The organism is Shewanella sp. 125m-7 (assembly GCF_052977045.1).
In genome coordinates, this window is sequence record NZ_JBRILQ010000017.1 from 1 (window position 1) to 15393 (window position 15393).

General features: G+C 45.1%; 16 protein-coding genes. 7 read left to right on the forward strand and 9 right to left on the reverse strand.

Annotation, left to right across the window (positions count from 1 at the left end):
• Positions 1 to 87 precede the first annotated feature (87 nt).
• The 3 genes from ACVBIL_RS09845 to ACVBIL_RS09855 form a co-directional block, all read right to left on the reverse strand.
• Positions 88 to 231 (reverse strand): hypothetical protein, encoded by a 144-nt coding sequence (locus ACVBIL_RS09845; protein ID WP_447166805.1) that lies wholly within the window; start codon positions 229 to 231, stop codon positions 88 to 90.
• A gap of 11 nt (positions 232 to 242) precedes the next feature.
• The gene (locus ACVBIL_RS09850) at positions 243 to 788 is read right to left on the reverse strand and encodes a hypothetical protein (protein ID WP_447166806.1); all 546 of its coding nucleotides are present in this window, start codon (positions 786 to 788) and stop codon (positions 243 to 245) included.
• 240 nt (positions 789 to 1028) lie between these two features.
• Positions 1029 to 1823, reverse strand: coding sequence for an SURF1 family protein (locus ACVBIL_RS09855; RefSeq protein ID WP_447166807.1), 795 nt, complete (start codon positions 1821 to 1823; stop codon positions 1029 to 1031).
• Between ACVBIL_RS09855 and ACVBIL_RS09860 the strand changes: the two genes are divergently transcribed.
• Entirely contained in the window at positions 1771 to 1989 is a 219-nt protein-coding gene (locus tag ACVBIL_RS09860; protein ID WP_447166808.1) for a DUF2909 family protein, read from the forward strand. The two genes, ACVBIL_RS09855 and ACVBIL_RS09860, sit on opposite strands and share 53 nt — an antisense overlap.
• Before the next feature lie 36 nt (positions 1990 to 2025).
• Here ACVBIL_RS09860 and ACVBIL_RS09865 read toward each other — a convergent pair whose 3' ends face one another.
• From ACVBIL_RS09865 to lexA, 6 genes are all read right to left on the reverse strand, one after another.
• Positions 2026 to 2907, reverse strand: a complete 882-nt coding sequence (locus ACVBIL_RS09865) for a cytochrome c oxidase subunit 3 (protein ID WP_447166809.1) — start codon at positions 2905 to 2907, stop codon at positions 2026 to 2028.
• An 82-nt stretch (positions 2908 to 2989) separates the two neighbouring features.
• Positions 2990 to 3562: a cytochrome c oxidase assembly protein gene (locus tag ACVBIL_RS09870; protein WP_447166810.1), complete on the reverse strand. Its 573-nt coding sequence runs from the start codon at positions 3560 to 3562 to the stop codon at positions 2990 to 2992.
• A gap of 2 nt (positions 3563 to 3564) precedes the next feature.
• Positions 3565 to 5169: a cytochrome c oxidase subunit I gene (gene ctaD, locus ACVBIL_RS09875; RefSeq protein ID WP_447166811.1), complete on the reverse strand. Its 1605-nt coding sequence runs from the start codon at positions 5167 to 5169 to the stop codon at positions 3565 to 3567.
• 9 nt (positions 5170 to 5178) lie between these two features.
• Positions 5179 to 6765 (reverse strand): cytochrome c oxidase subunit II, encoded by a 1587-nt coding sequence (gene coxB, locus ACVBIL_RS09880; protein WP_447166812.1) that lies wholly within the window; start codon positions 6763 to 6765, stop codon positions 5179 to 5181.
• A 481-nt stretch (positions 6766 to 7246) separates the two neighbouring features.
• The gene (locus ACVBIL_RS09885; protein ID WP_447166813.1) at positions 7247 to 7807 is read right to left on the reverse strand and encodes a cell division inhibitor SulA; all 561 of its coding nucleotides are present in this window, start codon (positions 7805 to 7807) and stop codon (positions 7247 to 7249) included.
• Positions 7804 to 8424, reverse strand: a complete 621-nt coding sequence (gene lexA / locus ACVBIL_RS09890) for a transcriptional repressor LexA (protein ID WP_447166814.1) — start codon at positions 8422 to 8424, stop codon at positions 7804 to 7806. Before lexA ends, ACVBIL_RS09885 begins: the two co-directional genes overlap by 4 nt.
• 498 nt (positions 8425 to 8922) lie before the next feature.
• On the opposite strand from lexA, the gene ACVBIL_RS09895 reads away from it, so the two are divergent.
• The 6 genes from ACVBIL_RS09895 to ACVBIL_RS09920 all read left to right on the forward strand — a co-directional run bounded on the left by ACVBIL_RS09895 (position 8923) and on the right by ACVBIL_RS09920 (position 15390).
• Positions 8923 to 9681 (forward strand): hypothetical protein, encoded by a 759-nt coding sequence (locus tag ACVBIL_RS09895; protein WP_447166815.1) that lies wholly within the window; start codon positions 8923 to 8925, stop codon positions 9679 to 9681.
• 84 nt (positions 9682 to 9765) lie between these two features.
• Positions 9766 to 10746, forward strand: a complete 981-nt coding sequence (locus tag ACVBIL_RS09900) for a transposase (protein WP_447166816.1) — start codon at positions 9766 to 9768, stop codon at positions 10744 to 10746.
• Positions 10747 to 11350: 604 nt separating this feature from the next.
• Positions 11351 to 12205: an outer membrane lipoprotein-sorting protein gene (locus tag ACVBIL_RS09905; RefSeq protein WP_447166817.1), complete on the forward strand. Its 855-nt coding sequence runs from the start codon at positions 11351 to 11353 to the stop codon at positions 12203 to 12205.
• The gene (locus ACVBIL_RS09910; RefSeq protein ID WP_447166818.1) at positions 12205 to 13446 is read left to right on the forward strand and encodes an ABC transporter permease; all 1242 of its coding nucleotides are present in this window, start codon (positions 12205 to 12207) and stop codon (positions 13444 to 13446) included. Before ACVBIL_RS09905 ends, ACVBIL_RS09910 begins: the two co-directional genes overlap by 1 nt.
• A 1-nt stretch (position 13447) precedes the next feature.
• Positions 13448 to 14683, forward strand: coding sequence for an ABC transporter permease (locus ACVBIL_RS09915; protein WP_447166819.1), 1236 nt, complete (start codon positions 13448 to 13450; stop codon positions 14681 to 14683).
• 23 nt (positions 14684 to 14706) lie between these two features.
• On the forward strand, positions 14707 to 15390 hold the full coding sequence (locus tag ACVBIL_RS09920; protein WP_447166820.1) for an ABC transporter ATP-binding protein: 684 nt from the start codon (positions 14707 to 14709) through the stop codon (positions 15388 to 15390).
• Positions 15391 to 15393 lie beyond the last annotated feature (3 nt).

Consider the following 15393-nt stretch of genomic DNA (forward strand, 5'->3'; position numbering starts at 1 on the left):
TGGGGTTTGGAGATGGCTAGTAAGGCATAAGCGTATCTATGTAATATCACGCACAGGGTAAACACCAAGGTCACTTTTAATAATGAGTTAATCTGCATTGAGTGCACCTCCAGCGATTAGTGATTTGGAGGTGACTAGCAAGGTATAAGCGCATCTATGTAATATCACGCACAGGGTAAACACCAAGGTCACTTTCAATAATGAGTTAATCTGCATTGGCTTTTGTTTCATAAAAGCCCCCCTTAACCAATCCGTGAAAGTTTAAGTAACTTACGTAGATCAGCCACTAAGGCCTTGCCTTGCATTATCTGTGCTTGATGGTCTTCAGTCACAGGGTAGCTCATGACTAAGCTTCCTAAGGGATCGACGATGACAAATTCTTGCTGAGCAAGCAACTGGCTAAGCGCTTTAGAGGGAGTTGCAGTGATAAAATTAAAAGAAGCGAGCGCAGCGGTATCGCTTTGCTCATTGAGCATGATGATGGTGTGTACGCGTTCTTGGTTGCGTCCTAAGGCGATATGGCTTTGCTGCAGAATGTAGAGTCTATCTTGGCAAACGGCATTACATTGGCTAGGCAATTGATAAAGTAGCTGCCATTCATGAGGTTGAGGGTTAGCCATCGCCAGATTTTGATAACTAATACTGGTATCTAATAGCTGGCCTTTATTTGTCGCGCCGCCGTTATATAAGTCAAAACTGAGCACAATTTTTGCGGCAACTACAGGCAAGACAAAAGCCAGTAATAGCAAGATGAGTGTTTTTTTGCCGTTGCTTGTGGGGGAGTTCATTCCATCTCCTCTTTATTTTACTTCATCACTTCAGGCTTCAACATGCCACTTTAGATAACGTCCTTTAATGACATTTCGTTTTAAGATTGCCGCTTTCATGGGTGATGAAAGCAGTGTTGAAATCAGGTGATGTCTTAAAATTTATAGTTCGAGTTCTGCTTCCCGTAACGGCTAGGATGCACAATTTCTAACCTACATTGTCTATTCTTAGTTAGCAATAGAACATTTACCTTATGTTGATTAGTGCTTCTTATTATCTTGTTGTTTTAATTTGCGAAAAAATAGATACCCCATAAGCAAGGCAAATACGCCAGCCATTGAAAACCATTGCACGGCATAGCCTTGGTGTTTTTGTGACGATAGCGGGATAGGTTGCCATGGGTGAGGGTAGGCGTTGTCTAAATTACTTGGTTGTAATACTAGGTTGGCTAGCGGTTTATCAATCAGTTTTGCAAGTTGGGGGATGTTTAGGTTTTGAATGCGTTTGGGCCAACTAGTTTCCGCCATTAGATCAGAACTCATTGGGTTCATCTGTTTTTGATAGACTCGCCCTTCTAGCATAACGGGGACGGTGATCGCGGTTACGTTTGGTAGCTTAGCGCGATCCATACTCGCAGCGATAAACCCCAGTTCGACTAACAGCCACGGCTCTGCTTCGTTGACCTGTAAAGCTTGTAAGGCTAGGTAGCCTACTCTTCCCTTATAAACTTGATTGTCCAAGATAAAAATATCTGTCGAGATGGGCGTCACTGCGGTTTTTAATTTAAAGCCGGTTAACGCTTCCTCTTTCGGGAGGTTAAGTAACTGATCATAGGTTAATACCGCCGCCGCTTGTCGAGTTGTCAGTTCTTGCTGCCAATGGGCTTTGTACTTTGCTCTTTCGAGCTGCCAAAAACCCAACTTGACCAAAATTGAAAACACTATCACAGTAGAAAGCACAATAAATAACCAAGCAAGATTCACCCTAACGCGAGGAAGCGCTATGTCTGCTTTGTTTATCTTTAAGTTGGTTTTAGTACTGCTACTAGTATTCATATTGTTTAATCTAGGCCGAGCCCTATTTATTATGGTTAAGGGGGAGTCGAGTGTGCCTATGAGTCAATACTTAGGCCGACGAGTCATATTTTCGGTGCTGGTGGTGTTATTGCTGCTAGTGGCATTAGGGACTGGAGTCATAACACCTAACTCCAGACCCTACTGATAACTGACTCTTCAAATGTCAGCTAGATGTGAGCGGTTAAAGTACATAAACAAAGATAAATAGACATAACCACACCACATCAACAAAGTGCCAGTACCAGCTACCAGCCTGGAAAGCGAAATGCTTGTCAGGCGAAAAGTGTCCTTTAACGACCCTTACAAACAGCACCATAAGGAACACGGTACCTAGGGTGACGTGCATACCATGAAAGCCTGTTAGTAAGAAAAAGGTATTGCCATAAATGCCCGAATTCAATGTCAGTCCCATCTCTTGGTAGGCATGGACATACTCTTCAACTTGCAGGAATAAGAACGCTACCCCAAGTAGAATGGTTATTGCTAACCAGACGGTTAAAGCTGTGCGTTTATTTTTTTCTAACCCTACGTGAGCAAAGTGCAAAGTGATAGATGAAGTGAGAAGTATGAGCGTGTTGTAGAGCGGCAGACCTGTCCAGTCCATGGCTTGCGTCAACGAGCCATCTGGCGTTGTCAGCAAAGGCCAAGCAGCTTCAAACATAGGCCATAACACTTCATGGGTCATGGCATTATTTGATGCGCCACCAAGCCAAGGTATTGCAATGATTCGGGCGTAAAACAAGGCACCAAAAAAAGCGGCAAAGAACATGACTTCTGAGAAGATAAACCAGCTCATTCCTTGTCTAAACGAACGATCCATCTGTTTAGAATAAAGCCCTGCCATCGACTCGGCGATAACGGTTCTAAACCAGCCAAAAATCATAAAAATAGTCACAGCGATGCCTGCAAGCAGAATGTAGCCGCCACTGCCGCCTTCGCTATTTAGCTCTGAGACATAGCTTCCTGCGCCGAAGGCGATAAGGAATAAACCCACTGCGCCAATAATGGGCCAAGCACTTTGCTCTGGTACATAGTAGTTCTCGTGTTTATGTTCGGTGGTCATCTCGCTACTCCTTGCTTTGCAATGCTGATGTAAACGGCATTGCCTTTGTTGCTGGAGGTGTTTCTGTGGGTATATTGGGTAATCATCTTGCAGCTCCTTGCTCAACAAAATCGTCGACATAGCCTTTGTCGGTGATGTTGTAGAGGGTATAAGAGAGGGTCAAGGTTGAAATTGAATCCGGTAATTGCGGATCCACAAAAAAGATGAGTGGTAGATCGGCAGCAGCATTCGCTTGCAATACTTGCTGATTAAAACAGAAACATTCCGTCTTATTAAAATAGGCAGCTCCTTGCCCAGGAGACACAGACGGAATAGCCTGACCGACAATGTGGTTAGCAGATAAATTAGTTGCCACAAAATGGGTCCGAATAAGCTCACCGGGGTGAACTTGCATGGTATTGACCTGCGGTTTGAACGTCCAGGGCATATCGCTTTGCACTTGAGACACAAACTCCACAGTCACGGTTCTGTTTTTATCTACCGTGACGGGCTGATAAACGCTGGCAGTATTCTGGGGTTTACCATTAATACCTAATGCGTCGCACAGCACGTCATACAAAGGAACAAGCGCAAATCCAAAGCCAAACATGCCCACAGCGCCAATAATTAGCACGGCGATCAGTTGGCGATTGGATTTACGCTTAAACTCTGACATCTTTATTTCACCTCTGGTGGGGTGGTGAACGAGTGATAAGGCGCAGGACTTGGGATTGTCCACTCTAATCCTTCGGCGCCTTCCCATGGTTTAGCTGGGGCCTTTTCACCGCCGCGTATGCACTTAATCACGACCGCTAAAAAGATAAATTGTGACAGACCAAAGGCAAAACCGCCTATCGACACTATCTGGTTCACATCAGCAAACTGGATTGCGTAATCAGGGATACGCCTAGGCATACCTGCAAGCCCTAGAAAGTGCATTGGGAAAAACAGCACGTTGACTGAAATGACCGAACACCAGAAGTGCCAGCGTCCTAGCGTTTCGCTGTACATATGCCCCGTCCACTTTGGTAGCCAATAATAGGCCGCCGCCATGATGGAAAAGATTGCTCCTGTCACCAATACATAATGGAAATGTGCCACCACAAAATAGGTGTCGTGGTATTGGAAGTCGGCAGGGGTTATCGCTAACATCAGGCCAGAGAACCCGCCTATGGTGAACAAGATAATAAAGGCGACCGCAAAAAGCATGGGGGTTTCAAAAGTGATAGAACCTCGCCACATGGTCGCCACCCAGTTGAAGACCTTTACTCCTGTCGGCACCGCAATCAGCATGGTGCAATACATAAAGAATAGCTCAGCAAACACCGGCATTCCGGTGGTAAACATGTGATGTGCCCACACTAAAAACGATAAGACAGCGATACTTGCTGTGGCGTAAACCATAGATGAGTAACCAAATAAGCGTTTGCGGCTAAAGGCTGGCACAATCGCCGAGATAATCCCGAAAGACGGTAAAATCATGATGTACACTTCAGGATGACCAAAGAACCAGAAAATATGCTGGAACATCACTGGATCGCCACCGCCGGCCGCATCGAAAAAGCTGGTACCGAAGTATTTATCCGTCAGTACCATTGTCACCGTGCCTGCGAGTACTGGCATCACAGCAATCAATAAGAATGCAGTGATCAACCACGTCCACACAAATAAAGGTAACTTCATCCAGGTCATACCGGGGGCGCGCATATTCACAATGGTAACGACAACGTTAATCGCACCCATGATTGAGCTAATACCCATAATATGCACCGCAAACACAAATAGTGCGGTGCTGTCGGGGCTATAGGTAGTTGATAGCGGGGCGTAGAATGTCCAACCGAAGTTAGGGCCGCCACCTTCCATAAATAATGAGCTTAATAAAATCGAAAATGCGAAAGGTAGGATCCAAAAGCTCCAGTTATTCATGCGGGGTAGTGCCATATCTGGCGCGCCGATCATCATGGGGATTAGCCAGTTTGCCAAGCCTGTAAAGGCTGGCATCACAGCACCAAATACCATGATTAAACCGTGGACTGTGGTCATTTGGTTAAAAAAGTTTGGCTCTACGAGCTGTAAACCAGGTTGAAACAGCTCTGCCCGGATCACCATCGCCATCGCACCACCGGTTAGGAACATAATAAAACTGAACCAGAGGTAGAGCGTGCCGATATCTTTGTGGTTAGTGGTTAAAATCCAGCGCATGATGCCTTTCGGCGCCCCATGATGTTGGTCATCATGGTGATCGTCGTGAGCGGCTGGTGAATCTTGTATAATTGTGCTCATGTTAATCCCTTACTTTGCGTGACCATCAACATCAGAAGCCTGAACTGCATCACCAGAGTCATTACCCCATGCATTACGTTCATACGTCACCACTGCAGCAATCTGTTGTGGTGTAAGCACTGCACTAAATGACTGCATAGCCGTGCCCTGTTTGCCATTGATAACAATATCAAGGTGGGCAGCTACAGGGCCTGTGATAATTGGGCTGCCCACTAATGATGGGAACGCGGGAGGTAGGCCAGTACCAGCTGCTTGGTGGCATGCAGCGCAGTTAGCCATATAGACTTTTTCTCCCATCGTGAAGAGTTCGTTCATGGCTAAATCACCTAATGGTGCTGTTGTTAGCTCTTGCGTGACTTGGCTTTCAGCTAAGGATTCTGAGGCCATATCTTGGTTAACTTCTGCTTGTGTAGCAGCTGAGGTAGCAGGCATAGCGCTTGGGGGGGCAGGGGTTGTATCTACTGATGTTGCTGGTGTGGTCGTGTCAGAGCTTATATCGGCAGCTTGAACCGAATCACCAGAGTTATTGCCCCAAGCATTACGCTCATAGGTCACAACAGCGGCAATTTCAGTTGCGGTTAACTGTTTAGAAAACGCCTGCATGGCGGTGCCAGACTTACCATTTAAGACGATATCAATATGATATTGAGCCGGACCTTTGATAATTGGGCTACCAATAAGAGAGGGAAACACGCCGGGTAAGCCAGCACCATTAGGCTGGTGGCAAGCGGCGCAACGAGCCAAGTACACTTGCTCGCCTTGAGTCATTAACTCTTCCATTGTCAGTGTCTGTGACAGCGCAGCCTTAGCGGCGGCTTGTGCATTACTCGCCTCTTGTTGCTGTGCAATCAGCCAAGCATCGAAGTCTTCTTCAGAAAGCGCTTGCACCACAATCGGCATAAAACCATGGTCTTTACCGCAAAGCTCTGCACACTGACCTCGATAAGTACCAGGCTTGTCGATTCGAGTCCAAGCTTCGTTAATGAAACCGGGGTTAGCGTCCTTTTTAACGGCAAAAGCGGGTACCCACCAAGAATGGATAACATCTTCAGAGGTCATTAAAAAGCGCACTTTTCGATTAATTGGTAGCACTAAAGGCTTATCAACCTCTAGGAGGTAGTTTTTCCCTTTTGCTTCAGTACCATCTATTTGTGCTCGTGGAGTGGATAGTAAGCTGAAAAACTCAATATCCTGATCGAAATAGCTGTAATGCCATTTCCATTGTGAGCCGGTAATTTTGATGGTGAGATCGGCATTACTCGGATCTTCCATAGCAATCAAGGTTTTGGTTGCAGGAATGGCCATGAGAATAAGAATGATAAAAGGTACGACAGTCCACAATATCTCGACTTTAGTACTTTCATGAAAGTTGGCGGCGATAGCGCCTTTAGATTTACGATGGTGGATCATGGCATAAATCATCACGCCAAAAACCACAATGCCAATAGCACAGCAGATGTAAAGAATAATCATGTGGAGGTTATAAACCCGCCCACTGATCTCCGTTACACCCTCTGTCATGTTAAGTGGCATTTCTGATGCAAAAAGTACGGGCGAAAATAGCAACGCCAGCACACAATACAACAATTGCTTCACTAGACTTCTCCTCTGTCAACAAGACAAAGAAGAGTCACACAGTAAGTCTCTGCTCTATGTAAACTCTTCAGTTCCCAAAAAAGCAACGATGACTTCAAAGTGCGCGAGTGGTTTGTCAATCGAGCCGCATTATCTCTATTGCGACCATGACTATTGTATTTTCAGTATTAGCTACTGGGTTGTGTCACCACGTTGGCACTTACGGCTGAAATATATCAGGCCGATTTCAGCCTCTGTTGTTGTTCAGGATCTACAGTCCATAAAACAGAGACCGACGACTAAATCGCTCGGATATAACTAAATATCGTTGTTATCACTTGTTACACTACTTGGTGTTTAAATATTGATCAAGATCACTTTTTGATTCATTTGCATATTATGGAAATAAATTGCAGGTAATAAAAAAGCCCTCGAATGAGAGCTTTAGCCGAACTGAGTTTCTTTACTAGAAAGAAGATATTAGAAAGAAGGGCTTGATACTTTAGTGGATGGCGCCAAAAAGAGAGGCTTGAGCAAAAGCGCTGCCCTGAGTGTTTATCCTGCTATCCAGTGAATGGCAGTTTGCATTTTTAATGCGACTTCCAATGCCATTTTCGCTGCTACTTTCAATCGTACTTTCAATTAAAATACCAGCAGCGCGTGCGCTTTTAGCAACGAGCTGTAGACGGCGACTATCACGAGCATCTAAAGCGTTAGTCCAAGTAATAACCGCACTCGATGTACCACTAGTTAATGCTTTCTCCATTGCCCAGAGGGTTTCAACTTCATCTTTAGCATGAACTAACAATATTCTATCCATTCTAACGCCCGCAGCGGCCAGCATCTGCTTATAACCTATGTTCGGCGGGCTGATGAGTACAATCCAACGGCCTTGCTGGCTCAGTTGCGAGAGCTGTGCACTAATTTGTGTTAGCTCATCACGTCCTTGAGTTTGGGTCACCATAGTCGTGATATGGTTAGTTGCGTTACTGGTCATATTTGTCGACGGCATATCTTGCCAAAGACCTGGATGACGCGGGCTGGTACCTATTAGTTTGTTCATTGCCAGTCTCCATTACGGATCACACCAACGGCTAAGCCTTCAATACTTAAGCTTTGGTTCGCAAGATCAACTTCAATCGGTGAGTATTCTTCGTTCTCTGCATGTAAGAAAACTTTATTGCCTTTCTTCTCGAAACGTTTCACTGTGACATCGTCTTCGACACGAGCGACGACAATCTGGCCGTTGCGAGCTTGCTGTATTTTATGTACAGCTAGTAGATCACCCTCAAGTATGCCAATGTTCTTCATACTGTCACCACGGACTCTAAGTAAAAAGTCAGCAGAAGGGCGGAACATCGCAGGATCGACTTTATAGTGTTGCTCAACATGCTCTTGGGCAAGAATGGGTTCACCCGCAGCAACTTGGCCGATAAGCGGTAAACCTAAATCAGCTTCTTCAGTGCTTTCTTGGGTTAACTTAATACCGCGAGACGTACCCGGCATAATTTCAATACAGCCTTTTTTAGCTAAGGCTTTTAAATGTTCTTCGGCAGCATTGGCTGATTTAAAACCTAAACGTCTCGCGATCTCGGCACGGGTAGGTGGCATGCCAGTATCTGCAATATTACGTTTAATTAGCTCTAAAATTTCAGCTTGGCGCGGTGTAAGTGGTCTCATTGTTAACCCTGTCTTTCTATACAGTACCTGTGAGTATATACAGTATTTTATTGAGCGCAAGTAATAACCAGTTATATTGTTTTGTGTGGGATCCAGTTTCAAATGAAATAAATCCAGCGATGTGAAACTCGTTATTGAATAGTGGCTGAAGTTAACTATTATTTTGTCCTACATCTGCGCTTATAAATTTAGATAAGACCTTTGAATGGAAATTCGATGGAAGTAGGGATTTTGAGTGAATATGTAAATTAGGCTTAGCTCAATTACGCCCCATTTCGTGCCTGCATTAATTGAACTTTCGTGCAAACTGACCCCTGCTTGACTTTGTTTTGCTCATGCCGGAAATGTGTTTAAGGAGGTGGCGGCTTACCAGTCTATGAACTAGCTACTGCATCTGCGCATATACCCCATTGAATCAAGGGGTAAATGCTAGACAATTACCATGGATATGAGAATATAAAATCAGTGATACCTTCTTCATCTGGAACATTTCATAGTATGACCATCCATCATGTACCGATAGAGCGCCGATTCGCAAAACCCTCTGAAAAACACCTTGTCGAACCCGACTTTTTGTCGTTATGGGGCGAAAATACATCTGGCAGTCTGAGCTGGGATGATTTTAAGGACAACCGTTGTGTCGTTGTGCTCGCTGATGGTAAATGTGGCAAAACTCATGAGTTTAAAAGACGAAATGAAATACTCCGGGCTAACGGGAATGTATCGTTTTTCATTCCGCTTGAGCAGCTCCAAGACAGTGAAGTTCTAGATATATTGTCAGATGAAGAAGAACATACATGGGAAGATTGGCTTGCAGCCCCCGATCAGACGGCAGTGTTCTTTTTGGATGCTGTAGATGAGCTTAAGCTTCGCCAAGGAACGCTTCGTAAGGCTTTGAGGAAAGTTAAAGATACTCTCGGCGAAGCTCTATCGAGGGCAAGATTTTTTATATCTTGTCGTCCAAGTGATTGGAATGAGGAGTTGGACGTTAAAGCCCTATCAACAATACTGCCGCCGGGAAAAATAGACCAGACACAGTTACAACCTATAGACGGAGAGCAAGTTTTCTTACAGGTTATTTCTCGTAAGGAATGGGCTAGTAATAAAACTGAGCGGGAGATTGATGATCATGACTCCCCTGACAAGATCAGTGTGGTAAGCCTTCTACCTTTTACTCAAAGCGAAGCTTTGGAATTTGCGAAACTATACTCTCCAAGTGCCTCAGAACAGTTTAATCACCAATTATCAGAAAAATAACCAAGACACCCAAAATTGTTGGATAGCGATTCCTCTACGATTCCTCTACTAGGCTTTAGTTAAGGTTGAACAGAGGAGTGTGTTATGCCAACGCCAAGAAAAGCGTTAGTCAGCTTGGAAGATACCCCTTATTATCATTGCATAAGTCGCTGTGTTAGAAAGGCATTCCTGTGTGGGGTTGATATTCACACGGGACAATCCTATGAGCATAGGCGTGACTGGGTCGAAAGTCGGCTGTTGCAGCTAGCTGAAGTGTTCGCAATCGATATCTGTGCTTTTGCGGTGATGAGTAATCATCTGCACCTTGTATTGCGGGTTGATGCTGAGTTGGCTAAGAGCTGGTCAGATATCGAGGTTGTAACGCAATGGCAAAAACTGTTCAAAGGCGACAGCCTGAATCACGATTTTATTAAAGCTGAACCTCTTGAATCTTATCAACAAACAATCATCAATAAGCGGATAAAAGAGTACCGACTTCGACTCATGGATATCTCCTGGTTTATGCGGGCGCTTAATGAACCCATAGCCAGAAAGGCCAATGCTGAAGATAAGTGCAAGGGTCGATTTTGGGAAGGGCGCTTTAAGTCGCAAGCGTTACTTGATGACGCGGCGGTGCTGGCTTGTATGGCCTATGTCGACCTCAATCCTATCCGAGCCAATATAGCGATATCTCCAGACACCTCAGACTTCACCAGTATCCAGCTGCGCATCAAAGCGGCAGTTAACGGCGAACAACCTAAATCGCTACTCCCTTTTGTAGGCGATGAGCATCAAGATATGCCTAAAGGACTGATGTTTAATGCAAAAGATTATCTACAACTCGTTGATGATACAGGTCGAATCCAACGCCATGATAAACGAGGTGCTATCAGCCCATCCTCACAGCAGTTGCTGCACCGCTTAAACATACCTGCCGAGAACTGGCTTAAAATGACCGCCGAGTTCACGAAAATATTCAAAGGCGCAGTGGGCAATACACAAGAATTATCGACGTATTGTGAACATCTAGAGCGTAAACGACGACAAGGTGCAGCCAATTGTCACCGATGGCTAGATTGTAGTTAGTTTACGTTAAACCTACTCAACCCTTTTTACGCTACCAGACTGATGTTTGGGCATTTTTGCTGCGTGATTTTCATTTTAATTGCTGATATTTTGCTCGCAAGTCATGTTCAGCTTGTGATTGTCGAGCTTAGGCAAGGTATGAGTCAAAAGCTTTGGCCATTTGAGTTGTGATTGAGGACGATAAGTACTGTAAATAATAATGGCTGTCTCAGTTATTTTAGTGGTGAATAGCTTTTGTCCAAACTTTAAAATTCTTAGCTACATTTAGATTTACTCTATGCCCCGTGCTTACCTCTAAATGAGGCCTGTCACTCGTTGAAATTGAGAGTTTCATTTTGGCTGGATTTCTGCGGATAATTTCACCTTATCCCGGATCGTTCGATTATGCCTATCTGGATTTCAGCTCTTAACTTATTGATTTCATATTCGGGGGAGTTTCACTTGAAACTGGATCCCACATTTGAAATGTGGCAACTGATCTTAATACCCTTATAACTGCATTCTGTACTCAGTATCTACATTTAGGCTTATGTAAGATCGATAAAACTTTTGATTTTATAAACTAGGCTATTATTAACTAAAATCGTTTTACTAGAGTGGCATCATGAGCCGATTATCTAGCAAGAACACTAGGTTAAATCACCGTAAGTTGGTTTCATTAGGGCTGGCTATTGGTGTGATGTTATCGGCTGCTCTGACAGTCTCTTCCCTAGCCGGAGCTCTTGTCTCTGAACCGGTTAATCCTGCCGAAAATGCCTCGCTGCCAACGGATAAAGATTCTGCTAAAGAAATGATTCAAAAAGCGATGGATAACTGGCGTGGGTTAACCTCTTCGAGTCTGTTAACTATGGTGATCCATCGTCCAGACTGGCAGCGCTCGATGACGGTACAGGGCTGGACTCAGGGGGATAAAAAATCATTGGTTCGGGTCACTGAGCCAAAGGTCGATGCGGGCAACGCCTTTCTTATTGATGATAAACAGATGTGGAGTTATTCGCCTAAAATCAATCGGGTGATAAAAGTACCATCGTCGATGATGAATCAAAGCTGGATGGGCAGTGACTTCTCCAATAAAGATGTCAGTCGTACCACGGAGTTACTCGATGATTATTCACATCGTTTGATTCATACCCAAGAGCTTGATGGGCATAGGGTGTACACCATCGAGTCAATCCCCCACGAGTCAGCGCCTGTGGTATGGGGCAAGCAGGTCACCGTGCTTAGGGATGACTGGGTGATGTTGCGTCAGGAGTTTTGGGATCAAGATAATAAGCTGGTTAAGTCGATGGAATGCGGTGACATAGAGGCTGTCGGTAATAGAAGTGTTGCGATGCGTTGTCGCATGTCTCAGGTTGAAAAAGCACTAGAGTGGACCGAGATCCGTAATCAAAATGTCCGTTTTGATATGACGCTGCCGGGCTATATGTTCACCCTGTCTAATCTTAGAAACCCCCGCTGATGCGCGGCCAAATTCTTTTGGCATGGCGAAGCCTATGGCAGCATAAGCGTCGTACATGGCTAACCGTTGGCGCGATGATTTTCTGTAATACCCTATTGGTATTTATGATCACCATGCAAGCGGGTACTTATCCGATGATGATTGAAAATACCTTGCGGATTTTTTCCAGCCAACTGCAGATAAATCAACAGGGCTACCTAGATGAGCCTGAATTACGCAAACGAATTACCGATAGTCGTAGTTTAGTCGCAATGATAGAGCGGCAGTTTCCAGAGCTCGATGTCCTTCCCCGCAGTAGTGGTTTTCTATTAGCCGCGAGTGAACACCGTAGTGTCGGAATGCTCGTTAACGGCGTTGTTCCTGATAAGGAACGCCGCGCGTCGATCATTGCGCAGCAGATCATTATGGGGCACTACCTAGACGCTGGCGATAACAATCAAGTCGTGCTTGGGGATCGTCTGGCTAAAAATCTACAGGTCAAAGTTGGTGACGAACTCACTGTGATGGGCTCAACGATGGAGGGAGGGTTCGCCGCTGGCGTGCTGTTGGTTACTGGGATTTTTAACACTGGGATTAATGACGTCGACCGTACAACCTCGCAAGTCTCTTTGGCCACTTTTCAACGAATATTTGAGATGCACAATCAAGTGTCGCTTGTGAGTATTAACGCCCCCTCTATGTCACAGGTAAGCTTTTATCGGCAGCAATTACAGACCCTATTGCCTGCACCTTTGCAAGCAGGGACTGAGTTAACCGTTCATGATTGGCAGCAGCTTAATCCCGGAATTAAGCAGGGGATTGAGGCGGATCTCTCTAGTGCCATTATTATGTATGCGGTGCTGGTCTTGCTAGTGATCTTAGGGGTAATGAATACCCAGCTCATGGCGGTATTAGAGCGCACTAAAGAGTTTGGCATCATGCTGGCGATAGGCTCTAAACCGAGTCGGTTATTTACACAGATATTAATTGAAACCTTAATGATGGGCATTATAGGTATGTTGCTTGGTGCGCTGCTGGGCGGTGTTATTGCGGCTTACTTTAGCCAAGTTGGTATTGCGCTTCCGGGGATGGGAGACATAGGAGCGCAATTTGGTATCGGAGATCGAATATATCCCTTGTTGTCGCCACTTTCTGTATTGATTGGCCCGCTAGTGGTCTGTATCGGTTCTGTATTGGTCTCTATCTATCCAGCGTTTAAAACCTTAAGCCTCGAGCCAATTAGTGCGATGCAGAGTAAATAACATGGGCCATTTTTTTAATCCTGTTCTATTTGTGTTGGCGTGGCGTAATCTTTGGCGCAACGGCAGGCGTACTCTTATTTTACTATTGGCGATTAGTTTTGGGGTGTGGTCGATGATCGTGGTGTCGGCGTTTCTGCGCGGTATGGTCGATGGCATGAACCAGACCTCGCTAAATAACCTACCGGGAGAGATCCAAGTGCATCAGCATGAATTTCTTAATGATCAGAATGTGATAAATCATATTTCAGAGCCTGCAGACGCTTTGCTGAGGCAACTTAACCAGTCGTGGATTACTCAATGGGCTTCTAGGATCAGCTCTCCGGTGATGATCGCCAGTGAGCGTGTGACATTGGGTTCTCAGTTAATTGCGATTGCGCCGCAACAAGAACCTTTTACTGTGGGCGAGCTCGAACTTGTGGCGGGAAGAATGCTCGAGGATGGTGAGGACAACGGCATCATTATCGGCCAGAAAATGGCGGCTAGACTCAAGACTGATCTCAATAAGCGAGTCGTTATCACATTGCAGGATGTCGATAATGAGATTGCCGAGTCTGGAGTGCGTGTGGTTGGGATCTATCACAAACCGACAGAACAGGAAGAGCTCGCGACTATCTACACTGGAAAGGGCTTTATCCAAAAATTGCTAAATATGCCGAATAAGGTGACCGAAATAGCAGTATTTACCGATGGTCAGCAATCGTTAGGGCGAGTGACTTCTAGCCTTGAAGAGGTTGTCGATGATAACTATCAAGTTGCAACTTGGCGTGAACTCAACGGCTATCTGGCTGCAGTATCTGACTTGATGAATAGCTACATTATTATTTTTATTGTCATCGTTTTTAGTGTGCTTGGCTTTGGTTTAGCTAACACCTTGTTGATGTCGATATTTGAGCGACAGCAAGAGATAGGCTTGATTTTGGCGCTGGGATTACAGTCAAAGTCGGTTGTTTTTATGATTGTGATTGAGGCTGTTCTACTCTTGATAACAGGGTTGATTGTCGGGGATACATTGGCACTGGTTACGACTTATTCGTTGGCTGCTGGCATCGACCTTTCTGCTATTGCTGATGGACTGGCGATGGCGGGTATGGATACCAGGCTATACCCAGTGCTTCATTGCCAAGATGTTATCGCAGCCAATATTATCGTTATTGCGCTTGGGGTTATCACCAGTTTATGGCCGGCGATTAAGGCGGCACGCTCTAATCCCATAGAATCAATCAATACCGCAGCTTAGCAAGATAAATAAGAAGGTAATCAATGAGTAACATAGTTTGTAAGCAACTGGTCAAAACATTCCAACAGGGTGATCAGACAATCTATGGATTAAATCATGTCTCATTAATGATTGAGCAGGGCGAGATGACGGTGTTGTCTGGCCCGTCTGGCTCAGGAAAAACCACCTTGCTCAATGCAATAGGTGGATTAGATGAGCCCGATAGTGGGACAGTCTATGTTGGTGATGTTGAAATAACCGGGCTGACAAAGTCTGCGCGAGCCGATGTGCGTTTGCAGAAAATAGGCTTTGTTTTTCAGGCTTATAATCTTATTCCTGTTTTAAGCGTCCAAGAAAATGTCGAGTTTGTTATGCAGCTGCAGGGGATCTCTGCAGCTGAGCGGAGGCGTCGCAGCCAAGAAATCTTATCAGAGGTGGGGCTAACGGGGCTTGAGACTCGAAGACCTGCGCAGCTTTCTGGTGGACAGCAGCAGCGGGTGGCTGTTGCCCGTGCCATTGTCTCAAAACCTGTGTTGATTTTAGCTGACGAACCTACGGCTAACTTGGACTCTAAAACATCGGCACAACTATTGGAGCTGTTTACACAGTTAAATCGTCAGCATGGCATTACATTCTTAATTGCTACCCATGATGCACAGGTGTTTGACTACTGCAGCCGTCATATCTACATGGTTGATGGCAAAATCGTTACCGATTCAACGAGCTGAGAT